This window comes from Streptomyces sp. NPDC058637, from assembly GCF_042717325.1.
Lineage (GTDB): Bacteria > Actinomycetota > Actinomycetes > Streptomycetales > Streptomycetaceae > Streptomyces.
Map to the genome: position 1 here is coordinate 126172 of NZ_JBHXRD010000012.1, position 26431 is coordinate 152602.

The 26431-nt window shown below is 70.3% G+C and carries 24 protein-coding genes and 1 tRNA gene; 19 read left to right on the plus strand and 6 right to left on the minus strand.

The genetic code is table 11. The features are described 5' to 3' along the window. Positions 1–10: 10 nt before the first annotated feature. From ACFWVP_RS14830 to ACFWVP_RS14840, 3 genes are all read left to right on the plus strand, one after another. On the plus strand, positions 11–1405 hold the full coding sequence (locus ACFWVP_RS14830) for a dipeptidase (protein ID WP_384496698.1): 1395 nt from the start codon (positions 11–13) through the stop codon (positions 1403–1405). A 46-nt stretch (positions 1406–1451) separates the two neighbouring features. Further along, the gene (gene nudC, locus ACFWVP_RS14835; protein ID WP_384496699.1) at positions 1452–2399 is read left to right on the plus strand and encodes an NAD(+) diphosphatase; all 948 of its coding nucleotides are present in this window, start codon (positions 1452–1454) and stop codon (positions 2397–2399) included. Between the two features lie 70 nt (positions 2400–2469). After that, positions 2470–3297: a hypothetical protein gene (locus ACFWVP_RS14840; protein ID WP_384496701.1), complete on the plus strand. Its 828-nt coding sequence runs from the start codon at positions 2470–2472 to the stop codon at positions 3295–3297. Positions 3298–3561: 264 nt separating this feature from the next. Here the strand turns inward: ACFWVP_RS14840 and ACFWVP_RS14845 are convergent, their stop codons facing one another. Next, positions 3562–3804: a mycoredoxin gene (locus ACFWVP_RS14845; RefSeq protein WP_014154194.1), complete on the minus strand. Its 243-nt coding sequence runs from the start codon at positions 3802–3804 to the stop codon at positions 3562–3564. Between the two features lie 249 nt (positions 3805–4053). On the opposite strand from ACFWVP_RS14845, the gene ACFWVP_RS14850 reads away from it, so the two are divergent. The 5 genes from ACFWVP_RS14850 (at position 4054) to ACFWVP_RS14870 (ending at position 8029) form a co-directional block, all read left to right on the plus strand. Then, positions 4054–6282, plus strand: a complete 2229-nt coding sequence (locus ACFWVP_RS14850) for an ATP-dependent DNA helicase UvrD2 (protein WP_384496703.1) — start codon at positions 4054–4056, stop codon at positions 6280–6282. A gap of 168 nt (positions 6283–6450) precedes the next feature. Beyond that, positions 6451–6774 (plus strand): hypothetical protein, encoded by a 324-nt coding sequence (locus tag ACFWVP_RS14855; RefSeq protein ID WP_384496704.1) that lies wholly within the window; start codon positions 6451–6453, stop codon positions 6772–6774. 172 nt (positions 6775–6946) lie between these two features. Then, positions 6947–7315 (plus strand): WhiB family transcriptional regulator, encoded by a 369-nt coding sequence (locus tag ACFWVP_RS14860; RefSeq protein WP_056794033.1) that lies wholly within the window; start codon positions 6947–6949, stop codon positions 7313–7315. Beyond that, entirely contained in the window at positions 7312–7671 is a 360-nt protein-coding gene (locus ACFWVP_RS14865; protein ID WP_384496706.1) for a hypothetical protein, read from the plus strand. The genes ACFWVP_RS14860 and ACFWVP_RS14865 overlap by 4 nt, the downstream gene beginning before the upstream one ends. A gap of 154 nt (positions 7672–7825) precedes the next feature. Then, positions 7826–8029 (plus strand): hypothetical protein, encoded by a 204-nt coding sequence (locus ACFWVP_RS14870; RefSeq protein ID WP_384496708.1) that lies wholly within the window; start codon positions 7826–7828, stop codon positions 8027–8029. Positions 8030–8126: 97 nt separating this feature from the next. Here ACFWVP_RS14870 and ACFWVP_RS14875 read toward each other — a convergent pair whose 3' ends face one another. Together ACFWVP_RS14875 and ACFWVP_RS14880 are read right to left on the minus strand one after the other, a co-directional pair. After that, entirely contained in the window at positions 8127–9647 is a 1521-nt protein-coding gene (locus ACFWVP_RS14875; RefSeq protein ID WP_384496709.1) for an ABC1 kinase family protein, read from the minus strand. A 64-nt stretch (positions 9648–9711) separates the two neighbouring features. Continuing rightward, positions 9712–10857, minus strand: a complete 1146-nt coding sequence (locus ACFWVP_RS14880; protein WP_384496710.1) for a ThiF family adenylyltransferase — start codon at positions 10855–10857, stop codon at positions 9712–9714. A 179-nt stretch (positions 10858–11036) separates the two neighbouring features. Between ACFWVP_RS14880 and ACFWVP_RS14885 the strand changes: the two genes are divergently transcribed. The 4 genes from ACFWVP_RS14885 (at position 11037) to ACFWVP_RS14900 (ending at position 14878) form a co-directional block, all read left to right on the plus strand. Further along, positions 11037–11660, plus strand: a complete 624-nt coding sequence (locus ACFWVP_RS14885) for a M48 family metallopeptidase (RefSeq protein WP_384496713.1) — start codon at positions 11037–11039, stop codon at positions 11658–11660. Positions 11661–11767: 107 nt separating this feature from the next. Beyond that, on the plus strand, positions 11768–13411 hold the full coding sequence (locus ACFWVP_RS14890) for a TerD family protein (RefSeq protein ID WP_384496714.1): 1644 nt from the start codon (positions 11768–11770) through the stop codon (positions 13409–13411). An 11-nt stretch (positions 13412–13422) separates the two neighbouring features. Then, positions 13423–14103, plus strand: coding sequence for an AIM24 family protein (locus tag ACFWVP_RS14895; protein ID WP_384496715.1), 681 nt, complete (start codon positions 13423–13425; stop codon positions 14101–14103). 19 nt (positions 14104–14122) lie between these two features. Beyond that, on the plus strand, positions 14123–14878 hold the full coding sequence (locus tag ACFWVP_RS14900; RefSeq protein ID WP_384496717.1) for an AIM24 family protein: 756 nt from the start codon (positions 14123–14125) through the stop codon (positions 14876–14878). Between the two features lie 64 nt (positions 14879–14942). Here the strand turns inward: ACFWVP_RS14900 and ACFWVP_RS14905 are convergent, their stop codons facing one another. Further along, positions 14943–15488, minus strand: a complete 546-nt coding sequence (locus ACFWVP_RS14905) for an NUDIX hydrolase (RefSeq protein ID WP_384496718.1) — start codon at positions 15486–15488, stop codon at positions 14943–14945. After that, the gene (locus ACFWVP_RS14910) at positions 15485–16957 is read right to left on the minus strand and encodes a zinc-dependent metalloprotease (RefSeq protein ID WP_384496719.1); all 1473 of its coding nucleotides are present in this window, start codon (positions 16955–16957) and stop codon (positions 15485–15487) included. Before ACFWVP_RS14910 ends, ACFWVP_RS14905 begins: the two co-directional genes overlap by 4 nt. A 191-nt stretch (positions 16958–17148) precedes the next feature. Between ACFWVP_RS14910 and ACFWVP_RS14915 the strand changes: the two genes are divergently transcribed. From ACFWVP_RS14915 to ACFWVP_RS14930, 4 genes are all read left to right on the plus strand, one after another. After that, positions 17149–18291, plus strand: coding sequence for an SDR family oxidoreductase (locus ACFWVP_RS14915; RefSeq protein WP_384496721.1), 1143 nt, complete (start codon positions 17149–17151; stop codon positions 18289–18291). Positions 18292–18406: 115 nt separating this feature from the next. Then, positions 18407–18868, plus strand: coding sequence for a molybdenum cofactor biosynthesis protein MoaE (locus ACFWVP_RS14920; RefSeq protein ID WP_384496723.1), 462 nt, complete (start codon positions 18407–18409; stop codon positions 18866–18868). 126 nt (positions 18869–18994) lie between these two features. Continuing rightward, positions 18995–19183 (plus strand): hypothetical protein, encoded by a 189-nt coding sequence (locus ACFWVP_RS14925; protein WP_384496724.1) that lies wholly within the window; start codon positions 18995–18997, stop codon positions 19181–19183. A gap of 173 nt (positions 19184–19356) precedes the next feature. Then, positions 19357–20466: a PDZ domain-containing protein gene (locus ACFWVP_RS14930; protein WP_384496726.1), complete on the plus strand. Its 1110-nt coding sequence runs from the start codon at positions 19357–19359 to the stop codon at positions 20464–20466. 26 nt (positions 20467–20492) lie between these two features. Here ACFWVP_RS14930 and ACFWVP_RS14935 read toward each other — a convergent pair whose 3' ends face one another. Then, complete coding sequence (locus tag ACFWVP_RS14935; protein WP_384496728.1) at positions 20493–21053, minus strand: PPA1309 family protein; 561 nt, start codon at positions 21051–21053, stop codon at positions 20493–20495. 137 nt (positions 21054–21190) lie between these two features. On the opposite strand from ACFWVP_RS14935, the gene ACFWVP_RS14940 reads away from it, so the two are divergent. The 3 genes from ACFWVP_RS14940 to ACFWVP_RS14950 all read left to right on the plus strand — a co-directional run. Continuing rightward, positions 21191–24109, plus strand: coding sequence for a UPF0182 family protein (locus tag ACFWVP_RS14940; RefSeq protein WP_384496854.1), 2919 nt, complete (start codon positions 21191–21193; stop codon positions 24107–24109). A 42-nt stretch (positions 24110–24151) separates the two neighbouring features. Further along, positions 24152–24225: transfer RNA gene (locus tag ACFWVP_RS14945), tRNA-Met, on the plus strand. A gap of 215 nt (positions 24226–24440) precedes the next feature. Further along, positions 24441–26431 (plus strand): sel1 repeat family protein (locus ACFWVP_RS14950; RefSeq protein ID WP_384496730.1); only part of this gene is annotated, 1991 nt, incomplete at its 3' end.

Genomic DNA, 26431 nt, shown 5'->3' on the forward strand with positions numbered 1-26431 from the left:
GCTCAGGAGCATGAGCGACACCCCGGACAGCGCCGTCCGTACGTACATCGAGCAGCACCGCACGGCCTTCCTCGACGACCTCGCCGAGTGGCTGCGCATCCCGTCCGTATCCGCTCAGCCGGAGCACGACGGGGACGTACGGAAGAGTGCCGAGTGGCTGTCCGCCAAGCTCGCCGAGACCGGTTTCCCGGTCACCGAGATCTGGGGGACACCGGGCGCCCCGGCGGTCTTCGCCGAGTGGCCGTCCGACGATCCGGACGCACCGGTCGTCCTCGTCTACGGCCACCACGACGTGCAGCCCGCGGCCCGCGAGGACGGCTGGGACACCGACCCCTTCGAACCGGTGATCCGCGACGGCCGGATGTACGGACGCGGCGCCGCCGACGACAAGGGCCAGGTTTTCTTCCACACCCTGGGCGTCCGGGCCCACCTCGCCGCGACCGGCCGCGGCACCCCGGCCGTGCACCTCAAGCTCCTCGTCGAGGGCGAGGAGGAGTCCGGCTCCCCGCACTTCCGTGAGCTGGCCGAACAGCGGGCCGACCGCCTCGCCGCCGACGTGGTGATCGTCTCCGACACCGGCATGTGGGACGAGAACACCCCGACCGTCTGCACCGGCATGCGCGGCCTCGCCGAATGCGAGATCGAGCTGCACGGCCCCGGCCAGGACATCCACTCCGGGTCGTTCGGCGGAGCCGTCCCCAACCCCGCGACGGCCCTCGCCCGCCTCGTCGCCGCACTCCACGACACGGAGGGCAGGGTCACGGTCCCCGGCTTCTACGACGACGTGGCCGAACTCACCGACACCGAGCGGGCCCTCTTCGCCGCACTGCCCTTCGACGAGACCGCCTGGCTGCGCACCGCCGGCTCGCGGGCCACCGCGGGCGAGGCCGGCTACTCCACGCTGGAGCGCGTCTGGGCCCGCCCCACCGCCGAGGTGAACGGCATCGGCGGCGGCTACCAGGGCGCGGGCAGCAAGACGGTCATCCCCGCGTCCGCCCTGGTGAAGCTGAGCTTCCGGCTGGTCGCCGGCCAGGACCCCGACCGGATCCAGGACGCGGTCCGCACCTGGGCCGAGAAGCAGGTCCCGGCCGGAATCCGCCACCGGATCACCTTCGCGCCGGCCACCCGCCCCTGCCTGACCCCGCTGGACCACCCCGCCCTCCAGGCGGTCGCCCGCGCCATGGGAAAGGCCTTCGGGAAGAAGATCCTCTTCACCCGTGAAGGAGGCTCGGGCCCCGCCGCCGACCTTCAGGACGTGCTCGGCGCACCCGTCCTCTTCCTGGGCATCTCCGTACCGTCCGACGGCTGGCACGGCCCGAACGAGAAGGTCGAGCTCGACCTCCTCCTGAAGGGCGTGGAGACCACCGCCCATCTGTGGGGCGAGCTGTCCGCGGCACTTCGCTGAATCCTGTGAACACCCGATCCATCCCCCGGGGGAGTGGGAAGCACCTGTGAGCACCTTCGACAACGCCACCGCAGACCGTCCGATCGGTCTCACCGCGCCCAGCGGCATCGACCGTGCCGCGCACCACCGGCTCGACGAGGCCTGGCTCGCCGCGGCCTGGAGCCACCCGACCACCAGGGTCTTCGTCGTCTCCGGCGGTCAGGCGCTCATCGACGACACCCCTGAGGACGGCACCGTACTCGTCATGACGCCGTCCTTCGAGGCGCCGCTCACCGAGACCCACCGCTACTTCCTCGGTACCGACGAGGACGGGGTGCGCTACTTCGCGCTCCAGAAGGACTCCCTCCCGGGCCGCATGGACCAGTCCGCGCGCCCCGCCGGCCTGCGCGAGGCCGGACTGCTCCTCGGCCCGCGCGACGCCGGTCTGATGGTGCACGCCGTGGCTCTGGAGAACTGGCAGCGGCTGCACCGCTTCTGCTCACGCTGCGGCGACCGCACCGTCATCGCCGCGGCCGGTCACATCCGGCGCTGCCAGGCCTGCGGGGCCGAGCACTACCCGCGGACCGACCCCGCCGTGATCATGCTGGTCACGGACGACCAGGACCGGGCCCTGCTGGGGCGCCAGGTGCACTGGCCGGAGGGCCGCTTCTCGACGCTCGCCGGCTTCGTCGAGCCCGGGGAGTCGATCGAGCAGTCCGTGGCCCGCGAGGTGTTCGAGGAGGCGGGCGTCACCGTCGGCGAGGTCGAGTACATCGCCAGCCAGCCCTGGCCGTTCCCGTCCAGCCTGATGCTCGGATTCATGGCGCGGGCCACGTCCTCGGAGATCAACGTGGACGGCGAGGAGATCGAGGAGGCCCGCTGGTTCTCCCGCGAGGACCTGGCGGCGGCCTTCGAATCGGGTGAGGTCCTGCCCCCGTTCGGCGTCTCGATCGCGGCACGCCTCATCGAGCTCTGGTACGGCAAGCCGCTCCCCAGGCCGGGCAGCGCCGGCTGACGGCGGGGCGGGGCCGCCGGGGCACCCCTGGGCGGCTGTGTGCCGGGATGCCTGGGTAGAGTCCGCGACCATGTCCGAAGCGAGCGTCGGCCACGACGCGATCATCAACGCCGTCATGGCCAACGCAGGCCGCTCGACCCTGGCCTTCAAACAGGCGAACAGGGACGAACGGCACGGAACGGCCTTCTGGTTCAACGACCTGGTCGACTCCACTCCCGGCGCGGAGGTCATCAGCCAGTACCTCGTGACAGCGGCGGAGGTGACGCGCTACGACCTGGGCGAGCTGACGCTGCGTCCCGAACTGTGCGCACCCGCGATGAGCGCGGACAAGCTCCTCATGACGGACTTCGCCGACGGGTGGACCGTCCTCGGCGACTCGGGCGTCGCCGTGATGCCCACGGCCGGGCTGCACGCCCACGGCACGCGCAAGGGCTGGAGCTGGGCGACCGACGAGATCACCGCCGGTCTGGCCGCGCACGACGACGACATCGCCCGGATCGGTACCGAGCCCCGGCCCGCCTACGTCCTGGGCCACGACGTGGGGGAGACGGACGGGGAGAGACCGCTGGCCGTCATCGTCGGCCAGGTGGCACGCGGCGACGACGGCCACGTGCACTGGGGCACCACCGTGCCCGAGGGTTGCGCCGGTGGTCCGGTCTTCGTGGGGGAGGACCTCGGCGGCGGACGGTGCAAGCTGATCTGCGTCGGACTCGTCCTGCCCGGTGAGAAGCAGAACCGGATAGCGACCTTCGACCGCGTCAGGAGCGGGATACGGGAAGCCGCGTCGGCGGGCGGACCGGAGCGGGAACCGTTCTCGCATTCGGTGACGGAGGCGGGCCCGGACCGGGAGGCGGAACGACGCACGAGCTGGTGGCGGAGGAAGCCCCGCAACCGCTGACCGCCGCCGCCCGGGTGCCTGGGGCCGTTCGGGCCTCCTGCTCGGGGGGCCGCGTGCCCGCCCAGGGCCCTTCTGTCGAGCGGCCTGCTGTACGCCTCCACCGAACTGTCGACCGAACGTCTCTACGGAACGGTCTGCCGGGCGGTCTGCCGGCCGGACATGGTGACGGCCGGACATGGTGACGGCCGGACATGGTGACGGCCGGACATGGTGACGGCCCCGGGCTTCCGCCCGGGGCCGTCACCATCGCCGTTCGTGTCCGTGTCAGGCGCCGATCTTCTGCTTGACCTGGGCCAGCGAGGGGTTCGTCAGCGTCGAACCGTCGGGGAAGAGCACGGTCGGAACCGTCTGATTTCCGCCATTCGCCTTCTCGACAAACGCTGCCGAGTCCGGGTCGTGCTCGATGTTGACCTCGGTGTACGCGATGCCTTCGCGGTCCATCTGGCCCTTGAGCCGACGGCAGTAGCCGCACCACGTGGTGCTGTACATCGTCACAGTGCCCGGCATGTCGCTGGTGCTCCCTTGTCTCGTCCGTCTCGCTGGGTGAAGGAACCGCACGCATCCGTACGCTCCCGCCCGGAGGGAACGTCCGTTCCCGCCTGGAAACGTCCGCTCCCGCATGGAGGGACGCTCCCGCATGGGGGGAACGTCCGGGACGTGGCCACCATTCCCCTTAGCCGTCCGGCCGGTATGACGAACGGCACCCCCTGTGGACAACCTCCGCATCAGCCCCCTGCGACCTGGCAGCATGGCGGGGTGACAGCAGCAACGCATTCCACCCTCTTCCCACAGGTCCCCGAGTCCGCGGACGCCGTGCTCGACGGGCTCGACCCGGAGCAGCGCGAGGTCGCGGTGGCCCTGAGCGGACCTGTGTGTGTGCTGGCCGGAGCCGGTACGGGGAAGACGCGTGCCATCACGCACCGCATCGCCTACGGGGTGCGGGCAGGCATCCTCCAGCCGGCGACGGTGCTCGCCGTCACCTTCACCAACCGGGCGGCGGGCGAGATGCGGGGGCGGCTCCGGCAGCTCGGCGTGACCGGCGTGCAGGCGCGGACCTTCCACTCCGCCGCCCTGCGCCAGCTCCAGTACTTCTGGCCGAAAGCCGTCGGTGGTGAGCTGCCGAGGCTGGTGGAGCGCAAGGTCCAGCTGGTCTCCGAGGCGGCGGCCCGCTGCGGGATCCGGCTCGACCGCAACGAGCTGCGGGACGCCACGAGCGAGATCGAATGGGCCAAGGTCACCCAGACCGTCCCCGCCGACTACCCCGCCGCGGTGGCCAAGACCCAGCGGGACGTCCCGCGCGACCCGGCCGAGCTCTCGCAGATCTACGCGATGTACGAGCAGCTCAAGCGCGACCGCTCCGTGATCGACTTCGAGGACGTGCTGCTCCTCACCGTCGGCATACTCCAGGACCGCCACGACATCGCCGATCACGTACGCCGCCAGTACCAGCACTTCGTCGTCGACGAGTACCAGGACGTCAGCCCGCTCCAGCAGCGGCTTCTCGACCTCTGGCTCGGTGACCGGGACAATCTCTGCGTCGTCGGCGACGCCAGCCAGACGATCTACTCCTTCACCGGGGCCACCCCCGACCACCTGCTGAATTTCCGCACGCGTCACCCCCAGGCGACCGTGGTCAAGCTGGTGCGGGACTACCGCTCCACACCCCAGGTCGTCCACCTGGCCAACGAACTGCTGAGCCAGGCCCGCGGCCGGGCGGCCGAGCACCGGCTCGAGCTGGTCTCGCAGCGTGCCAAGGGCCCCGAGCCCGTCTACGCGGAATACGCGGACGAGCCCGCGGAGGCCGAGGGCACCGCCCGGCGGATCCGCGACCTGATCGCCGCGGGTGTCCCGGCCGGGGAGATCGCCGTGCTGTACCGGGTCAATTCCCAGTCCGAGGTCTACGAGCAGGCCCTCGCGGACGCGGGCGTGCCCTACCAGCTGCGCGGCGCGGAGCGCTTCTTCGACCGCGCCGAGGTGCGGGAGGCCGGTGTCGCCCTGCGCGGCGCGGCCCGCGCCGGGGGCAACGACTCACTGCTCGACGGCGCCGACGACCTGCCCTCCGAGGTGCGGGCGGTGCTCTCCACCAAGGGCTGGACGTCCAAGCCGCCCGCCGGCTCCGGGGCGGTTCGGGACCGCTGGGAATCGCTGGCCGCCCTCGTGCGTCTGGCCGAGGACTTCGAACAGGCCAAGCCGGGTGCGACACTCTCCGACCTCGTGGCCGAGCTCGACGAACGGGCCGCCGCCCAGCACGCCCCCACCGTCCAGGGCGTCACGCTGGCCTCGTTGCACTCCGCGAAGGGCCTGGAGTGGGACGCCGCGTTCCTGGTCGGGCTCACCGAAGGCATGATGCCGATCGCCTACGCCAAGACCGACGAACAGGTCGAGGAGGAGCGCCGGCTCCTGTACGTCGGTGTGACCCGGGCCCGCTTCCACCTGTCACTGTCCTGGTCCCTGTCCCGCTCGCCCGGCGGCCGCGGAGGCCGTCGCCCTACCCGCTTCCTGAACGGGCTGCGGCCCGGCTCGACCGCGCTCGGCGCCCGGGGCGGCGCGGGTGGAGGCGGCGGAATCGACCGAGGTTCCGGCACGGGCACGGGCACGCGCGGAGGCAGCGCGGGACCGGCGGCGGCCGGCCGGCGCCGTGGCCCGGTGCTGTGCAGGGTCTGCCGCAAGACCCTCACCGAGGCCGGCGAGATGAAGCTGATGCGCTGCGAGGACTGCCCCTCGGACATGGACGAAGGGCTCTACGAGCGGCTGCGCGAGTGGCGGGCGGACCGGGCGAAGGAGATCAGCCAGCCCGCCTACTGCGTGTTCACCGACAAGACCCTGATGGCGATCGCCGAGACGGTGCCGGACACCGAGGGCGAGCTCGTCGTCATCGCCGGTGTCGGCAACCGGAAACTGACCCGGTTCGGGGCCGATGTGCTGGCCATCTGTGCAGGTCGGACGCTGGGCAGGGGCTCCGCGGAGGGCGACGGCGACGTGTGAGAAAAACTCGTCGAAAAAATAGTTTGCGCCCGCAGCAGTCATCACCATAGGTTCTTAACCACGGGAACAGCGACTTCTCTGAAGCCCTGACTCCGTGCTGTACTTATCCGAATACCGCAGGACCGGTCCCGGCCGGTCCCCCCGAGACGCCGAGAGGAGGCGATTCCAGTGATCAGCATCATTCAGACCACCAAAATGACCGATCTCTCGGTCGTCTCCGCCTACTCGCGCGGTCTCACCTGCTCTTCGGATCTTTCGCTTCGTGGCACCGGTGTGTCCGGCGTCCGCGCCGTCAGCCCGCTGTCCCTGGCGAGCCTGCCCGTGCGGGAACGCAATGAGCGACCGACCGAGGCACCGGCAGCAGCAGTAGCGAAGGCACAGGCCCAGGCCTATGCCTTTACGGCAGCCGGTGCCGGAGCCAAGAAGCACGCGACGCAGCATCACACGATGTGGGCCTTCCGTGGGCCTGAACCCTGGAGCGATCCAGCCTGATCCAGAATCAGGCCGGCGCCTTCAGGGCCGCGGAACCCCACTCGGGATCCGCGGCCCTTTTGTTTTGTCCGAACGGATGAGACGAGACGAAGGAGCCTCGGGACAAGCAGGACCTGGTACCAGCCGCCAACCGGCCAACAGGCCGGCACGACCAGACGAGGACAACACCACCGTGCAACTCGAGACGCACGCCCCGTCCGTACCGCTTTCCGACACGATCTCCCCGCCCGGTCTCACGGAGGACTCCACCTTGATCCCCCTCACCGCGCTCACCGCGCTCGACGACGCCATCGAGAACCTCGGTGTGCCCGTCCCCTGCCGCTCGTACGACCCGGAGGTCTTCTTCGCCGAGTCGCCCGCCGACGTCGAGTACGCCAAGTCCCTCTGCCGTACCTGCCCGCTCGTCGAGGCCTGCCTCGCCGGCGCCAAGGAGCGGCGAGAGCCGTGGGGAGTCTGGGGCGGCGAGCTCTTCGTCCAAGGCGTCGTCGTGGCCCGGAAGCGCCCGCGTGGCCGCCCGCGCAAGAACCCGGTCGCGGCGTGACCGCCGGCCTGGGGGTCATGTCCCCCACACGGACGAAGCGCATCGGAACCATCGACCGTCCCCAGACCCATGACCCCCGGAATCAGGCACCAATGACCACGCCCACGAGGGAGCCCGTCGGCTCCGCGACCCCGGACGTCACCATCATCGGCGCGAACGACTCGCGCCAGAACAGGACCCGCGAGATGCAACTCATCCCAGAAGCCCTGGCACGTGCGCATATGCACGACCGCCTGAGGGAAGCCGAGGTGAACCGCCAGGCCGAGCGCCTGGTGGCCGCCCGGCGAATGCAGCGCAGGGCGGAGCGTGCCTCGATGCGCGCCCGCCGTGCGCTCGCCATGGCGGTCATGCACTAACCGTCCTGTCGGCAGTACGCGCAGCACAGCTGCCGGGGCAACCGCTCTGCCCCTCACGCAGTCACCCACCCCATCCGCGGGGCCGGTCCGAACAGGCCGGCCCCGCAGTGCGTCGTGCCGCGCCCCGCTCCGCCGACGGGGTTATCGTCGCGAGGTGGACGAGGAAACTCATCACCCCGCGAAACCGGCTGCCGAACACGTGGCGTGCGCCCGCTGCGGCGCCACCGCCGAGGGCGACATCGCACCTCCGGATTGGATCTGTTCCGTGGAGAACGGCCGACGGCAGTACTTCTGCGAGACCTGCTCCCGCACCCATATCAGAGCGATCGAGAGCCGGCTCGACTCCGCCTGGTGGTGACGGCCGGTCGCGGTGACGGCCGGTCGCGCAAGCCGTCGGTCGCCAAATGACCGGTCACATGGACGGCGGGTCAGTGGCGGCGGTCAGTGACGGCAGGTCAGAGCTCTCCGGACCGGGCCACCTCGGCCTCGCCCGCAGGGCTCTCCCGCCCCTCGTCCGGGACCTTCTCCAGCACGTCTCCTTCCGGCCGCGCGTCTGCCGGAAGGGTCTCCGGCAGGTCTGCCCGCGGGTCCGCCGACGCGGCGTCCTCCGGCTCGTACTCCGGTGCGAACCCAGGGAGCCAGGACTCCAGCTCGTTGCGAAGCCGCACCGTAGCGCCCAACTGGCACAACACCCCGATCGTGCTGAGCGTGACCCGATGGATCAGCAGATACGACGGGGGAAGATTCAGCTGCTTGCCCAACTGATGTGCGGGGGAGCGAGGATCGGCGATCCGGGCAGCCTGACCGCGAAGCCAGGAACGGGTGAAGGTGAACTCGTCCACCCGCGCCGGCTCGATGATCGGAAGCAGGTACTCAAGAACGGCGTCCGGGGCGAGTTCGACCGATTCCTTGACGAACCCCTCCCCGCGCAGCATCTCGTACACGGCCTCGGCATCACCGTCCAGCGTCATTCGCAGGGCGTCCCCGATGGGCCGGGGCAGTCCACCCGGCAGCCGGTCCACCGTGCCGAAGTCCAGTACCCCCAGCCGCCACCCGTCCAGGTCCTCGTCCTGGCCCACGCCCTCGGCGTCCGCGTCCGCCGGAGGCAGCAGCCGGAAGTTCCCCGGGTGGGGGTCGCCGTGAAGAAGCCCCGTACGCGCCGGCCCCGAGAACAGGAAGCGCGCCAGCAACTGGCCGGCCCGGTCCCGCTGGTCCGACGTGCCGTCAGCGATCACCTCGGACAGGGGTATCCCGTCGATCCACTCCGTCACGAGGACCTGCTCCACCTGGTGCACCACTCCGGGAATCACCACGTCGGGATCGTCCTCGAACTCCGCCGCGTGCTCCTGCTGCGCCTGCGCCTCCAGCGCGTAGTCCAGCTCCTCCGACACCCGGTCCCGCATCTCCGTGATGAGGGGCTTGATGTCCATCCCGGGAACCAACGGGCCGAGCAGCCGCGCGAAACGGCTGAGCTGGGTCAGATCCGAGAGCAGCGCCTCCCCGGCACCGGGGTACTGCACCTTCACGGCGACCGAGCGTCCGTCGTGCCACACCGCCCGGTGGACCTGTCCGATCGACGCGGCGGCGGAGGGCCGGTCCTCGAATTCGAGGAAGAGGTCCCGCCAGTCTTCACCGATCCGCTCCGCGAGCACCTCATGAACGGCGCGGGTCGGCATCGGCGGAGCCGCCTCCTGCAGTTTGGTCAGCGCCGCCCGATAGGGACCGGCGACATCCTCGGGAAGCGCGGACTCGAAGACGGACAGCGCCTGTCCGAGCTTCATCGCACCTCCCTTCAGCTCACCGAGCACCTTGAAGAGCTGGTCGGCGGTGCGCTGTTGGACCTCGCGGGCCACGATCTCCGCGGACCTGCCGCCGAGCCGCTTGCCCAGACCCCATGTGGCACGGCCGGCGAAACCCAGCGGCAGCGCGGCCAGCTTCGCGGTGCGGGTGACCGCCTTCCGGGGAAGATCAGACATGTGCCCCTCCAGTTACCGGACTGCCGTGCCGCGTGAGTGTTCGGCCCTGCTCCGTCGGCGGCGGTCACCCGGCCATTGTGTCCTGCGCGGCACAGGCCGCGGAGGTGAGCTCCCCCTCAGTCTGCCCGGCGGCGCCACAGGAACAGTCGAGGTGCGGCCCCAACCGCTCCGACCGCCAGTCCAGCAGGGGCATGGCCGCCTCCCACCGCGCGCCGGTACTGGCCGGAAGCTCCCCGTCGAGGAAGGACAACGCGTGAGCCGCCGCGAGTCCGGCCACCGCTGTCGCCAGCCCGAGATCACAGGCCTGTACGGCGTTGCGACGCCCTGACCTCCACTGCGCCAGCATCCGGGGCCACTGCGGATCCCGCTCCGCGCGGTGCAGTGCCAGACAGCCCGCGCAGCCTGTGCCGCCCGGCAGCACGAGCGGCCCGACCACCCCCGTGGCCTCCATCACTCCCGCGTAGAGATGAGGTGTACCGGAAGCGATCCACGGTGCCGCCGTATCCGGCTCGGGGGCGTAGACCGACAGACCGTCCCTGGGAGCCACCACGACCAGGGAGAGCGCGGGCTCGCCACCCGTCGTGCACTCGGCCGTCTCCGCCGCCCGCGGCGTACCACCGGCCGCGGACCGGCGGACCAACTGCCGGGCCGCCGTGTCCCGGCGCTCCCCGACGGCTGCCGCCGGAAGACCGCCCGGCGCGATGTCCCACGGCTCGGCACGACCGCCGTCGAGCACCTCGACCCTGCCCACCCCGGATCCGGAGAGCACCGCGGCGATCGAGGCGCCGACCCTGCCCGCGCCCCGCACCTGGACCCGCATCGCCCGCCGGGCCGCGAGTCTGCGCAGACCGCCCCCGGGCGCCGGATGGACGACGGAGAGCGACGCGGCGTCGGAACGCTGGCGCTCCAGGGTCTCCGCCCGTTGCCGCAACGCATCGGCCCCAGGGCCGCCCGCCCTCGGATCGTCGAGCAGCCCGGCCTCTGTCAACCGTGACATGAGAATGTCCACATGACGGTCCGACAGATCCAGGGCCCGGGCCTCTTCACGCAGCAGAGACAAGCCGCGTGTTCCGTCGAGCAGTTCCAGAAAGCTTCCTGTGGCGATATCCATCGGCCCCAGCGTCACGGCGTGCGCGGGTGTCACTCCGAATTGCACGGTGTTCCGTCCGCGCCAGGCCCGGCGCAGCGCAGGCTTCAACATGGGATGCATGGCTTCTCCCCGTCCGGTTTCGAGATCTGTTGCCAGAATGCAACGCGATGGCGAAACGGGCGGAAAGTTATCCACAGTCCGGGGCATTAGTCGTTCAAATGGTGCATGCGGAGAAGTGGATCAACGTCAAAGCGTCGGGGGCCGGGACTTCCCCCACCGGCAGCGGGTAACGTCGTGGCGTGCCCGCCGACTCCTCACCCGGCCTCGCCAGGGAGACCCCCGCGCGCAGCGCCGGACGCCACCCGCGCAGCGCGGCCGCCCATCAGCCCCGTGCATCCGTGAAGAGCGCGGTCGAGGTCCGCAGGAGTGCCCGCCGCAGCAGAACGGTTTCCGCGTACCGCGAGGGCGACCGCACGATCGTGCTGATTCCCGCCCGGATGTCGGAGGCGGAGGAGCAGCGCTGGGTCGGGGTGATGCTCGACAAGCTGGCCGCGCAGGAGAGCAGACGCGTCATCGGCGACAGCGAGCTGGCGGAACGTGCCGAGCGGTTGTCCGACCAGTTCCTCGAAGGCCGGGCGCGCCCCGCCTCGGTGCGGTGGGTGACCAACCAGAACACCCGGTGGGGCTCCTGCACACCGGCCGAGGGCAGCATCCGGCTCTCCCACAGGCTCCAGGGCATGCCGGAGTACGTCGTCGACTACGTCCTCCTCCATGAGCTGGCCCACCTGCTCGTTCCCGGCCACGGCCCGCGCTTCTGGCGTCTGCTGGATGCGTATCCGCGTACCGAGCGGGCCCGGGGGTATCTCGAAGGGGTCGTCGCGGCCGACCGGCTGCCGCAACTGCCCGCCGCACGCGAAGAGTGACGTTCGGTGATTCTGTACCGGGTCTGTACCGACTTGGCTCAATGGCGTGGTTTGCGGTTAGCCTGACGCGACGCATTCACCTTCGGGATGGGGGACGGTCGTTACGCATGGCCAGGGAATTCCAACGCGGCCACAAGGCCAAGATCAGTGATCTCACGCCAGGGACGGATCTGTACGTAGGTGTGCAGATCGCCGGACCCGGCCTGACGTTCGACATCAGCTGCTTCGGCCTCGATGCCAATGAACAGCTCTCGGACGACCGGTATTTCATCTTCTTCAACCAGCCGAAATCACCGGAGGAGTCCATTCAGCTCCTCGGCGCCCAGGCCGGCGACACCGAGTCGTTCCGCGTCACCCTCGACCGCATTCCGGCGAACATCCACAAGTTGTCCTTCACGGCGACTCTCGACGGCGCCGGGCAGATGTCACAGGTCGGCCCGGGATACATCCGGATCGTCGCGGGGGGCGAGGAAGTGGTGAAGTACGCCTTCACCGGTTCCGAATTCACCACCGAGCGTGCGGTCATGCTCGGTGACTTCTACCTCAAGGACGTCTGGCGGTTCGCCGCGGTCGGCCAGGGCTTCGACGGCGGCCTCGACGCGCTGCTGAAGAACTTCGGGGGAGAGGTCGCCGAGGAGGAGCCCGCGGCACCGCCGCAGGGCGCCGTCCCGTCGTTCGCCCCGCCCGCCCAGGCCGTCACGCCCCCGGCATTCGGTGCCCCGGCAGCACCCCACGCGCCGCAGCCCGCACCGGCATTCGGTGCCCCGCCGGCGCCGGCGCCCGCACCGCAGCAACCGGTGCACGCCGCACCGACGATAGCGGCGCCCCTCGCCCCCCAGGCGCCGGCTCCGTACGGACAGCCGTCGCAGCCGCCACAGTTCGGGCAGGTCCCGGGCCAGGGCACGCCTCCGGCACCCCCGTACGGGCAGCAGCCCCCGGCCGCACCGCCCTACGGGCAGCAGCCCCCGGCCGCACCCCCGTACGGGCAGCAGCAGCCCACCGCGCCCCCGTTCGGGCAGCAGCCGCCGGCACCGTTCGGGCAGCCGCCCGGCATCCCGCAAGGCGTGCCCCAGGGTGTTCCGTCGGCCGGGGCGGGGCTCCAGGCGGCCCTGCAGCCGTACAAGGAGGCGGCCACCGGGCAGCGCTGGACCTCGCAGAACCAACAGCTCATGCGCGTGGACCTCACCATGGGCGGCAACCCGGTGCTGGCCCGCCAGGGCAGCATGGTGATGTACCAGGGCAAGGTCGATTTCGGCTACAAGGGCGCCGGTTTCGCGGGCCGCATGGTCGGCAACGCGACGGGCCAGGAAATGCAGCTGATGCGCTGTACCGGCCGTGGCCAGGTCTTCCTCGCCGAGGAGGGATCGCACCTCCACCCCATCGAACTGCAGGGCGACGGCATCTGCGTCTCCGCGGAGAGCGTCCTGGCCTTCGACGAATCGCTGCAGTACGAGGTGCGCAGGATCGAGGGCCACGGGATTCCCGGCGGCGCCCTGTTCACCATGCAGTTCCAGGGCACCGGCACCGTCGTCATCAAGACCCACGGCGTCCCGGTCGTCCTGCCGGTCACGCCGACCACGTTCGCCGACTGCAACGCCGTGGTGGCCTGGTCGTCCACGTCCCAGGTGATCGTCTCCAGCCAGGTCCGGCTGCGCCGCAACGCCTATCCGGGGCACAGCGGGGAGACCGTGAACCTCCAGTTCCGGGGAGCCCCCGGGAATTTCATCGTCGTCCAGCCCTACGAGGTCTGAGGGAGCCCGTCATGAATCAGCAACTCGCGGGCTTCGCCCCGACACCCGTCACGGCCCGTATGGAGAACCACGGCCGCACGATGCTCAAGGTCGCCATGGCCTCGGGGCAGGACCTCTACGCACGAACCGGCTCGATGGTGGCCTACGAGGGCTTCATCCAGTACGAGCCCAACCCGCCCGCCGTCCGTCAGATCGCCTCGCAGTGGATCACAGGCGAGGGTGCGCCACTGATGAAGTGCGCCGGTGACGGGCTCCTCTACCTGGCCGACTACGGCGCCGACGTGGTCGTCATCAACCTGGACAACGACTCCCTCTCCGTCAACGGCACCAACCTCCTCGCCTTCGACAGCCACCTCACCTGGGGTGTGGAACGGGTCAAGGGCCTGGCCAAGTTCGCCGGGCAGGGCCTGTGGAACGTCCGCGTGCAGGGCACCGGATGGGTCGCCATCACCTCGCGCGGCACGCCGATCGTCGTCGACTGCGGACGGGGCGAGGACGAGACGTACGTCGACCCCGACGCGCTCGTCGCGTGGTCCCCGAACCTGAAGGTCAAGGGCAAGCGCAGCTTCAAAGCGAGTTCGCTCATCGGGCGCGGCAGCGGAGAGGCCTACCAGATGGCCTTCTCCGGCCAGGGCATCGTCGTCGTCCAGCCGAGCGAGGACAGTACCGACCGCCTCCGGGCCCGGAACTGAGCGGGGGAGAACACACATCATGCAGAGTCCGCTTTTCAGCCACACGGAACAGCAGTCGCAGGATCGGTACACCGTCCAGAACCCGCAGCTCCTGCGGGTCTCGCTGACCGGCCACGACGACGTCCTCGCCCGCAAGGGCGCCATGGTCGCCTACCAGGGACTCATGGAGTTCGACGGCGAGTACCAGTCGCAGGGACAGCGCCGCGCCCGCAGCAACACGGGCGAGGGCCTGGACCTGATGCGCTGCTCAGGTCAGGGAACGGTCTACCTGGCCAACCTCGCCCAGTACATCCATGTGGTCGACGTCGACCACGAGGGCATGACGGTCGACAGCGCCTACGTCCTGGCCCTGGATTCCTCGCTGCACACCGAGGTCATCGCGGTGGACAGCCAGTACGGGATCTCCGGCAGCGGCAAGTACCAGCTCAACATCTCCGGGACCGGCAAGGTCGCGCTGATGACCTCCGGGCAGCCGCTGATGATGCAGGTCACGCCGGACAAGTACGTCAACGCCGACGCCGACGCGATCGTCGCCTGGTCGAGCGGGCTGCGGGTCCAGATGCAGGCCCAGACCCACTCCTCGGGCGTGTTCCGGCGGCGCGGCAACACGGGGGAGGGCTGGGAGCTGAGCTTCCTCGGCCAGGGCTTCGCCCTGGTCCAGCCCAGTGAGGTGCTGCCCCCGCAGAACGCCCAGATCGGCCAGGGCGCGGCAGCCCAGTTCGGTGTGGGACAGCACGGGGCGCACAACCAGAACCAGAACAACTCCTGGAACTGAGCCCCGGTCGTCACCGAGGGCGAAGGGGCGGCTCCGCGAGGAGACCGCCCCTTCGCCCGTGTGTCTAGCGGCCGCGCGCAAGCCGCGCCCGGGTCCGGTCAAGCAGCCGTACCACCGAGGCGTCCGCCACACCGGCCACCTCGTCGTAGGGGAACCAGCGCAGATCGAGGGACTCCTCGCTGATCTGTTCCGTCGCGTCGGCCGGAGCGACCGCCGCGTACTGCACGTCGAGATGCCAGTTGCAGGGCGCCGGGATCGGATGCCGGTCCAGCCGCACCGGGCCGCCGGGCAACAGGGTGAGTCCGGCGATCCCCGACTCCTCCGTGGCTTCCCTCAGGGCCGCGGAGGCCAGGGTGGCGTCCTGCGGCTCGCAGTGGCCGCCCATCTGCAGCCACATCCGGAGCTTCCTGTGCAGGGTCAGCAGCACCAGGCCGCGCCCCGGATCGATCACCAGCGCGCTGGCGGTCAGGTGCCCCGCCCCGCATGCCTTCCACATGCCGTCGGGGTGCCCGGCCACATGGTCCAGATACGTACGGCGCAGCTCCGCCTGGTCCCCGTCCCGCTCGTCGTACCCGTCGAGTACGAGAACGGCGTCGTCGTGCAGGCTCACCGGTCGGTGTCGTCCTTGTCGTCGCGCTGGGTGCCGTGCCGGCTGTCGTCCTCCGCGGCCTTGCCCTTGTCGCCGCCGCCCTCGTCGCCGGCCGTGGGCTTCTGCGGGCCGTTCGCCGCCTCGCCGAGCATCTTGTCCAGCTCGGAGAAGTCGAGCTGCTCGTGGTGCACGAAGCCGTCCGGGTCGTCCAGGTCATGGGCGGTCGGCAGCATGTCCGGGTGCTCCCACAGGCCGTCGCGACCGTCGACGCCCCGGGCATCCGTGAGGGACGCCCACAGCCTCGACGCGTCCCGCAGCCGGCGCGGACGCAGCTGGAGCCCGATGAGCGTGGCGAAGGTCTGCTCGGCGGGGCCACCCGACGCCCGACGCCTGCGCATCGTCTCGCGCAGGGCGTCCGCCGAGGTCAGACGGGACTTCGCGGCCTCGTGCACCACGGCGTCCACCCAGCCCTCGACGAGGGCGAGCGCCGTCTCCAGACGGGCCAGCGACGCCTTCTGCTCCGGAGTGTCCTCGGGCTGGAACATGCCCTGCTGGAGAGCGTCCTGAAGCTGCTCCGGCTGCGACGGGTCGAACTGGCCGACGACGTCCTCGAGCTTGCTGGTGTCGACCTTGATGCCGCGCGCGTAGGCCTCGACCGCACCGAACAGATGCGAACGGAGCCACGGGACATGGGCGAAGAGCCGCTGGTGGGCGGACTCACGCAGCGCGAGGTACAGACGCACCTCGTCCTGCGGCACACTCAGGTCCTTGCCGAACCGCTCCACGTTGAGCGGAAGCAGCGCGGCCTTGCCGGCCGGACCGAGCGGGAGGCCGATGTCGGTCGAGCCGACGACCTCCCCGGCGAGCACGCCCACGGCCTGCCCGATCTGCTGGCCGAACATGGCGCCGCCCATCGACCGCATCATGCCGATCAGTGGGCCCGCCATGGCCTGCATCTCCTCGGGCAGCACGTCGCCCATGGCCAGGCCCACCCGCTCGGCCACCGGGTCCACCAGCTTCTGCCAGGCGGGCAGGGACGCCTCGACCCACTCCGCGCGGCTCCACGCCACGGTCGACACCGAGCCCGAGGGCAGCGAGGTGACACCGTCGAGCCAGTGATCGGCCAGACGAAGCGCCTCGTCGACGGAGGAGCGCTCGGAAGGACCGACACTCGCGTCCTTGCTGCCGTCCGGCGTGCCCTGCGAAACGGTCTGGCGGGCGATCTGCTTGGCCATGTCCCAATTGACCGGGCCGCCCTCGTAGCTCAGCATCTGGCCGAGCTGCTGGAACGCCGCGCCCAGGTCGTTCGGGTCCATCGAGCCGAACATCGCCGCGAACGGGTTGTCCCCGCCCGCGCCCGGCCCGATACCGAACGGGTTCACCGCCCCGCCCGAGCCCTGCCCACCTCCGGTGGGGTCCTTCTTCTTGCCCTCGTCGCCGTTCTCCGGCTCCTCCGGCGGAAGGCCGAATCCGAATGGGGTGTCACTCACGGGTTTCCTCGGCTCGTAGGGCCGTCGGCTCGAACCGACGGCGACTGCCCGACATCACCATCCAGCGTAGACACACAAGACCGCTCAGGCCCTCAGTGCTCCGCCGGCTCCCGGCCTGCGGCAGGATGGACGCCACCTGGTACGTACGCGTCATTCGGGTACGTACTGAAGACAACCGCTGGAGACGCCCGGTGAGTTCCCCAGATCCGCAGGTTCGCGCAGCGCGAAACCTGGCCGACCCCTCGCCCGAAAGCAAGCCCACGAAAAATCTTTCCAGAAGCCGCGGCCCTGTCGTCGCGGTCACCGGTGCCGCGACCGGCGTAGGTGAACTGCTCACCGCGCACCTCGCCGCATCCGACGCGATCAAGCAGGTCATCGCCATCGACGAGCGCCGGGGTGACGTCTCCGAGGCGACCTGGCACATCCTGGACGTACGGGACCCCGCCATCGCGGAGAAGCTCCGCGGCGCGGACGTCGTCGTGCACCTGGCGCTCGACCTCGACCTGGAGACCGACCCCGCCGCCCGTACCGCGTACAACGTACGCGGCACCCAGACGGTGCTGACCGCCGCGGCGGCCGTAGGCGTCCACCGGGTCGTGCTGTGCACCTCGGCGATGGTCTACGGCGCCCTGCCCGACAACGACCTGCCGCTCGCCGAGGACGCGGAACTGCGTGCCACCGCCGAGGCCACCGGTGTCGGCGACCTGCTGGAGATCGAGCGGCTCGGGCGTCGCGCCCCCCGCGCGCACCCCGGTCTCAACGTCACCGTGGTGCGTCCCACGGTCCTCGTCGGCGGCACGGACACCGCGCTGACCCGCTACTTCGAATCGCCGAGGCTCCTGGTCGTCGCCGGATCACGTCCGGCCTGGCAGTTCTGCCACGTCGACGACCTGGTGAGCGCGCTGGAGTACGCGGCGCTGGAGAAGATCGACGGAGAGTTCGCGGTCGGCTGCGACGGTTGGCTCGAACAGGAGGAGGTGGAGGAGCTCTCCGGCGTGCGCCGCATGGAACTGCCGTCCGCCGTGGCCCTCGGCGCCGCCGCCCGGCTCCACCGGATCGGCCTCACCCCGTCCCCGGCGGGCGATCTCGCCTACACGATGCACCCCTGGGTGGTCAGCGTGAGTCGGCTGCACGACGTGGGATGGCGTCCCCGGTGGACCAACGAGGAGGTCCTCGGGGCGCTCCTGGCGGAGGTGGAGGGCCGCCACACGGTCGCCGGCCGCCGTCTCGGACGCAAGGACGCCACCGCCGCGGGTGCCGCGGGCGCGACCGTCGCCCTGCTCGGTACGGCGGCGCTGGTCAGACGCGCCCGCAAGGCGCGCCGCCGCTTCTGACCCGCCCTCCTCACGGGCCCGCCGACATCCCTGTAGGAGGCTCCAAGGAGGGCGGCTCGCCGCCGGTCGAATACGCCATTCCGAGATGTCGGTGCCGTGCGGCACGATGGGACCCATGGCACGCACCCACGACCACCCAGGCGAGCAGGCAGCCCAGGACCCCATCAGGCTCCTGGACATCCGGGAGACGCCGCTCTCCGTCGACGAGATCTTCCGCGCAGTCGGGGACGATGCCGCCGGCGGCATCGCCCTCTTCGTCGGCACGGTGCGCAATCACGACGACGGACAGGACGTCGGCGCGCTCGGATACTCCTGCCATCCCACGGCGGGGGAAGAGCTGCGCCGAGTGGCGGAGAAGGTCGTCGCGCAGTTCCCGGTCCGGGCGCTGGCCGCCGTCCACCGGGTGGGTGAACTGGGTGTGGGCGATCTGGCGGTGGTCGTCGCGGTCTCCTGCGCCCACCGGGGCGAGGCCTTCGAGGCCTGCCGCAAGCTGATCGACGACCTCAAGCACGAGGTTCCCATCTGGAAGCACCAGCGCTTCTCGGACGGTACGGAGGAGTGGGTCGGCGCCTGCTGACCGCAAACCGCCCCGCGGCTATCAGCCCCGATTTGCGTAACCGCACCCCTGCCACGAGCGTTGCTCCTGCAGGTGGTTAATCTTCTGATCGTCAGTTGCGGTCGCTCATGGGGTAGGGAGGTCGTGATGGCAGCTCTCGCTTGGCTCTTGATTCCGCTTATAGCCGCTCTTGGCGCGGCGATATGGGGAGGGTGGGCAGCCCGTAATCGAACGAGCGGCGATGTCACCGAACTCGCCGGCTACGCCAGGTTCCGTGAGGCGATGGAGAAATCCCACTCCGGTTCCGAGACGGTCCGAGCACCGGCCGAACCCTGAGCGGCCGTAACAGTCGCAGATCCGGCACCGCACCCGCTCCCCCTCCGCGCGTTCTCCGCGCAGTGAGCGGGCCGACGACGGCACCCGGCAGGCCCCGGTGAGAACCGGGTCGCGCGCCCCGTACGGACCGGCCCCGACAGTGCACTGACAGGCCCTTCCCGTACTGTCGTTCCATGCCACGCCGCACCGCGACGATGCTCGCCTCCACCCTCATCCTGATCGCGCTGCTCTGCGCAGGCGTGCTGATCCCCGTGCCCTATTCGGAGATGTCCCCGGGCCCGACGGTGAACACTCTCGGCGACGCCCGTGGCGAGCCGGTTCTGCACATCACCGGCCACAAGACGTATCCGACGTCCGGGAACCTCAACATGACGACGGTTCGCGTCACCGGCGCGGAGTACGACATGAACATCGTCGAGGCCGTCTACGGCTGGCTGGCCCACGACAGCGTGATCGTGCCGCACGACACCCTCTACCCGGACGGCAAGACCGAGGAGGAGTCGACGCAGGAGAACGCCGAGGAGTTCAGCCAGTCCCAGGAGAGCGCGAAGGTCGCGGCCCTGGAGGAGCTGAAGATCCCCGTCACCTCGCGGGTCGTCGTCTCCACGGTCCTCAAGGACAGCGCGGCCCAGGGCGAACTGCACGCGGGCGATGTGATCAAGGCCGTCGACGGTACGGCGGTCGAGCAGCCGGAGGACGTCGCGAAGCTCGTCACCGAGCGCAAGCCGGGCGAGGACGTCGTCTTCACGATCATTCCCGCCAAGGCCGCGGCCGCCGCCGAGAAGGCGGGCAAGGAGCCCAAGGGCTCCCAGGAGATCACCCTCACCACGCGGAAGGCACCCGCGGACCCGGCGGATCCCTCGGCCGGGGACCGGGCGGTCGTCGGTATCCAGGCCGGGACGGACCACACGTTCCCGTTCGAGGTCGACATCAAGCTCGCCGACGTCGGAGGCCCGAGCGCCGGGCTGATGTTCTCCCTGGGGATCATCGACAAGCTGACGCCCGGCAACCTGACGGGCGGAAAGTTCATCGCCGGGACCGGCACCATCGACGACAGCGGCACCGTCGGACCCATCGGCGGCATCAACATGAAGCTGGTCGGCGCGCGCGACGCGGGCGCCCGTTACTTCCTGACGCCGGACGACAACTGCGCCGCCGCGGCGTCCGACACCCCGAGCGGCCTCACCCTGGTGCGGGTGAAGACCCTGGACGACGCGAAGTCCTCCCTGGAGAAGATCGGCGCGGGGGACACGGCCGGCCTGCCGAGCTGTTCGGCGGGCTGAGGCCGGTCCCCGCGGACCGGAAGGGGTCAGGACTCGAACGTCGCCGCGAGAGCCTCGGCCAGTCCCGGTACCAGACCGGCACCGGTCAGGACCTCGGTGGGGGAGTCCTTCTCCCGCAGGCGCACGGCCGAGTCCCGGGCCCCGTCCCGCAGTACGGCCACGGTCATCCGCACCTCCTGCCGGTCGGGGTGCCTGGCGACCCACGCGGTCAGCTCGGCGTCGCTCATGCCTTCCGGTACGGAGGCCTCCGCGGACGGCGGCAGCATCAGCCGCTCCACGGTCATGGCACAGCCGACGACGGCGTCGGGCCAGGCGATCGTGGCGAGGAATTCGTCCAGGGCGGTGCCGGCGGGCAGCTCCTCCTGCTCGATGGGGGTGAGGGTGGCGGTCGTCGACGCGGTGTCGTCGAGGCCGAGCTGGGCGGCGAGGCCCGGCTCCTGGGCGCGTAGCCGGGCGGTGTCGACGAGGGCGAACAACCGCGCGGGCTGGTCCCAGCCGAGGGTGGCCGTGTAGGCGTCGATTTCGAGGACGGCGACGGTCAGTGGACTCGCGGCCATCGGAGGGCCAGAGGGGGAAACGTTGGGCATGACCAATATCCTGCCTCCTTCCGCCCCGGGAACGGGAACTAGGTAAAGCCTCAGTAAGTTGCATAGGTGGGCTCTACGATCGGCTGGGCCCGCTTCACACGACCGCGAACTTCGAGGTGCGCACGTTGGCTTTCCAGATGCCGGACCGCGGCGGAGGCCCGACCGGGCCACGGATCAGAGTCGGCCGCCCGTCCCGGCGAGTCCGTACCCTGCTCATGACATTGGGTGTTCTGGCGGTTCTCGCCATGGCCTTCGTCATGTTCGCCGGGTTCTGGACGGACTGGCTCTGGTACAGGTCGGTCGCGTATTCATCCGTCTTCACCACCACCCTGTGGACCAAGATCGGGCTGTTCCTCGTCTTCGGCCTGCTGATGGCCCTCGCCATCGGCGTGAACATCTGGCTCGCGCACCGGCTCCGGCCGCCGCTGAGCGCGATGTCGCTGGAGCAGCAGAGCCTGGACCGCTACCGGATGAGCGTCGCCCCGTACAAGAAATGGGTGCTGCTCGCGATCACCGCGCTCGTCGGACTGATCGCCGGGGCCTCGGCCTCGGGCCAGTGGCGTACGTGGCTGATGTACATCAACGGTGTGCCGTTCGGGCAGAAGGACCCCCAGTTCAAGCTGGACGTGTCCTTCTACGCCTTCGACCTGCCGTGGTACCGCTTCCTGCTCGGTTTCGGCTTCGCCGCCGCCGTGCTGTCGCTGATCGCGGCGGCCCTGACCCACTACCTGTACGGCGGGCTGCGCGTCACCAGCCCCGGCGCGCGGGCCACGGGTGCGGCGACGGGGCACCTCTCGGTGCTGCTCGGTATCTTCGTATCGCTGAAGGCCGTGGCGTACTGGCTCGACCGGTACGGCCTGGCCGTGAAGTCCAGTGACTTCAAGGCCACGGACAACTGGACGGGCCTGCGGTACGTCGACGCCAACGCCTACCTGCCGGCCAAGACGATCCTGTTCTGCATCGCCGCCATCTGCGCCGTGCTGTTCTTCGCGACGCTCTGGCGCCGCACCTGGCAGCTGCCGGTGATCGGCTTCGGGCTCATGGTGCTCTCGGCCATCCTGATCGGCGGGCTCTACCCGGCGATCGTGCAGAAGTTCCAGGTCCAGCCGAACGAGCAGGCCAAGGAAGCGCCGTTCATCCGGAAGAACATCGACGCGACACGGGATGCCTACGACATCGACGACGCGCAGGTGGACGACTACTCGGGCAAGAGCACGACCACGGACGGCACCAAGCTACGGGCCGACGCGGACGCGGCTGCCAGCTACCGGGTGATGGACCCCAACGTCGTCTCCCCGGCCTTCCAGCAGCTCCAGCAGAAGAGGAACTACTACCAGTTCCCCAAGACGCTGGACGTCGACCGCTACAAGGGCGAGGACGGCAAGGAGCAGGACACCGTCATCGGCCTGCGCGAGCTGAACCTCGAAGGTCTCCCCAAGCGGAACTGGATCAACGACCACTTCACGTACACCCATGGCTACGGCGCCATCGCGGCCCGGGGCACCACGACGGGCACCAACCCGGCGGGCTCCCCGGACTTCACCGAGTCGGGCCTGCCGACCGCCGGTGAGCTGCCGAAGTACGAACAGCGCATCTACTACGGCGAGAAGACCGAGCAGTACTCCATCGTCGGCGGGCCCCAGAAGGAGCTCGACTACGAGGAGGACGGCGAGAAGACCACCAGCTACAAGGGCGACAGCGGGGTCAGTCTCTCCAACGCCTTCAACCGCGCGGCCTACGCGGTGTCCTTCAGCGAGCCGCAGATACTGTATTCCGGAGCCATCGGCGACGGTTCGCGGATCCTGTACAACCGCACGCCCAAGGAGCGCGTCGAGGCGGTCGCCCCCTGGCTGACCATCGACGGCGACGCCTATCCGGCGGTCGTGGGCGGTCGAATCCAGTGGGTCGTCGACGCGTACACCACGACCAACGGTTATCCGTACGCCTCGCGTACGACGCTCGGTGACACCACGGCCGACTCGCTGACCACCAACCAGCGCGCGGTCGTCGCCCAGCAGAACCAGGTCAACTACATCCGCAACTCGGTGAAGGCCACCGTCGACGCGTACGACGGCAAGGTGAAGCTCTACGAGTGGGACACCGAGGACCCGGTGCTCAAGACGTGGCGCAAGGCCTTCCCCGGGACGGTGAAGGCCAAGGGCGACATCCCGCAGGAGCTGATGGACCACCTGCGCTATCCGCAGGACCTGTTCAAGGTCCAGCGGGAGCTGCTCACGCGGTACCACGTGCAGGATCCCGCGCAGTTCTACAGCGGCAGTGACGCCTGGCAGGTGCCGGACGACCCCACCAACAAGGAGCCCGGGGCCGTTCCGCCGTACTACCTGAGCATGCGGATGCCGGGCCAGGACGAGCAGAAGTTCTCCCTCACCACGACGTTCACGCCGAAGGGACGGCCCGACCTGGGGGCGTTCATGGCGGTGGACGCGGACGCGGCGAGTGACGACTACGGCACGATAAGGCTGTTGAGAGTCACGACCACGGTCAAGGGCCCGGGACAGGTGCAGAGTGAGCTCAACGGAAACGACGACGTCGCCGAGTTCGTGAGAAACCTGAAGGGCACCGACTCGGACATCGAGTACGGAAACCTGCTGACCGTGCCGCTCGACGGGGGCTTCCTCTACATCGAACCGGTGTACACGCGCGGTGGCACGCAGAACTACCCGCTGCTGCGCAAGGTGGCCGCTTCGTACGGGTCGAAGATCGTCTTCGAGAACAGCCTCGGAGAGGCGCTGAACGCGGTCTTCGGGGTCGAGGGTTCCGATACGACGACCCCGCCCGAGACGGAGCCACCGGGTGACACCACGGAGCCTCCAGCCACCGGGGAGGCCGCGCTGAAGCGGGCGATCGCCGATGCCCAGAAGGCGTACACGGAGGGTGAGGCGGCCCTGAAGAAGAACGACTGGGCCGCCTACGGCAAGGCGCAGACGGAGCTGCAGAAGGCTCTCGAGCGCGCGGCCGCGGCTCAGCCCAAGGGCGGCGGCGAGGCCGATACGCCCGACGAGGCGGACGAGAAGGGCGAGGACCAGGGCAGCTGAGAAAGCTTCACCCCGCGTCGTGGTACGGTTTGAACACAACGACGCGGGGTGGAGCAGCTCGGTAGCTCGCTGGGCTCATAACCCAGAGGTCGCAGGTTCAAATCCTGTCCCCGCTACTGAAAACAGAGGCCCGGATCCTTTCAAGGATCCGGGCCTCTGTCATGCCGTCGGACGGGCTTTCTCAAGTTGTCGGAGTGAAGTGCGGTTCGCGGGGCAGGAGTTGGACCCTAACGTGTTTGACTTGTCTCTCTGTGGGCAAGTCGACAAAACGCTGAAGTGACCTCACTGGCCGCGGTATTCCAGGTGTACGCGGGTTACAGGTGGTGCGACGATGGTATTTATGGGGGACAGGGCAACTCTGTTGGAGACAGGGCGGTTTGTGCAGCGACGCGTTCGGACGACGGAAAACGTGGCAGATGCGGTGTTTGCCGCAGCCGTCGCCGAGACCGCCGGCACCGTCGGCACCGCTGACGGCACCTTCACCGACGACGCCGTCTTCGTCGCGGACCCCACGGACACGACGGACCACGCCGAGGAAACCGAGGCGCGCCACAGACGGGCCGCGGACGGTGGTGATCCCGAGTCCATGAGCGTCCTGGGCGCGATCCTCCTGCGCCGCGGTGACCTGGACGGCGCCGAGACCTACCTGCGGGCGGCGACCGCCGAGGGCGACCGGGCCGCGGCCAACAACCTGGGCGTTCTCCTGCACCAGCGGGGCTACCCGGACGAGGCGGCCGGGTGGTGGCGCATCGCCGCGGTCGCCGGCTCCGCCGCGGCAGCCCACGCGCTCGGCCGTCATTTCCGGGAGCGCGGGGACGAGCCGGGTGCCGAGTACTGGCTGCGCCAGTCCGCCGAGCAGGGCCACGCGCTCGGCGCCTACGCACTGGCCGACCTGCTGGAGCACCGCGGTGACGTCGGCGCCGAGCGCTGGCTGCGCGCCGCCGCCGAGCAGGGCCACCGGGAGGCCGCCTACCGCCTCGCCCGAGCCCTGGAGCGCGAGGCCCTGGGTGACGCGCACGACGCCTTCGGCCCGGGGCGCGGCCTCGGCGCGGGCGCCCGGGACATCCTGAACCACAGCGCGACGGGACGGCGCGACAGCCCCGTCGCGGGCCCGGCCGCGGGGCGGGTTGGTGAGGCCGAGCAGTGGTACCGCCAGGCCGCCGCGCGCGGTCACCGCCGTGCGGCCCTGCACCTCGGCGCCATCCTGGAGCAGCGTGGTGAGCTGAAGGAGGCGGGCCGCTGGTACCTGACGGCGGCCAAGGACGGCGAGGCCCGCGCCGCCTGCGCCCTCGGCTTCCTGTTGCGGGACGTGGGTGACGAGGAGAGCGCCGCCGTGTGGTGGCTGCGTGCCGCCCAGGACGGTGACGGCAACGCCGCCAACGCCCTGGGCGCACTCCACGCGGCCCGGGGTGAGCAGCAGACGGCCGAGCGGTGGTACCGCGCCGCCATGGACGCGGGCGACGTCAACGGCGCCTACAACCTGGGCCTGCTCTGCGCTGCCCAGGACCGGATCGCGCAGGCCGAGCAGTGGTACCGCCGTGCCGCCTACGCCGGGCACCGGGAGGCGGCCAACGCGCTCGCCGTGCTGCTGCTCCAGGCGGGGGACGCGACCGGAGCCGAGCCGTGGTTCTCCAAGGCGGCCGAGGCGGGCAGCGTGGACGCCGCCTTCAACCTCGGCATCCTGCACGCCGGGCGCGACGAGGACCGTACGGCGCTGGGCTGGTACCGGCGTGCGGCGGCGGCCGGTCATACCGACGCCGCGCTCCAGGTCGGCATGGCGCTGCTGCGCGACGGCGAGGAGCAGGAGGCGGAGCGCCATCTGCGTTGCGCCGCGGGCGGTGGCAGCGCGGAGGCGGCTTTCCGGCTGGCCGGACTGCTCGACCTGCGGCAGCCCGCGCCCGGAGCGACGGCGCTGGGCGAGCCGATGCCGGAGAAGACCGAGTGCGAGGAGTGGTACGAGAGGGCCGCCGGGCAGGGGCACCGTCGTGCGCAGGTCAGGGCGGGCATGCTCGCGGCCGCCCGTGGCGACATGGAGAGTGCAGCCCGCTGGTATCGCGAGGCCGCCGAGTCGGGCAGCCGCAACGGGGCATTCAACCTCGGCCTGCTGCTCGCCCGTGAGGGCAGCGAGCGCGAAGCCGCCCTGTGGTGGAGCCGCGCGGCCAACGACGGGCACGGCCGGGCCGCCCTGCGCCTCGCGCTGCTCGCCGCCCGTCGGGGCGAGCTCACGGAGGGGCAGCGCTGGTGTGCCCGCGCGGTCGAGCTGGGGCCGGCCGAGGTGGCCGAGCGGGCGGCGCGGCTGCTGGAGGCTCTGCACCAGGAGCC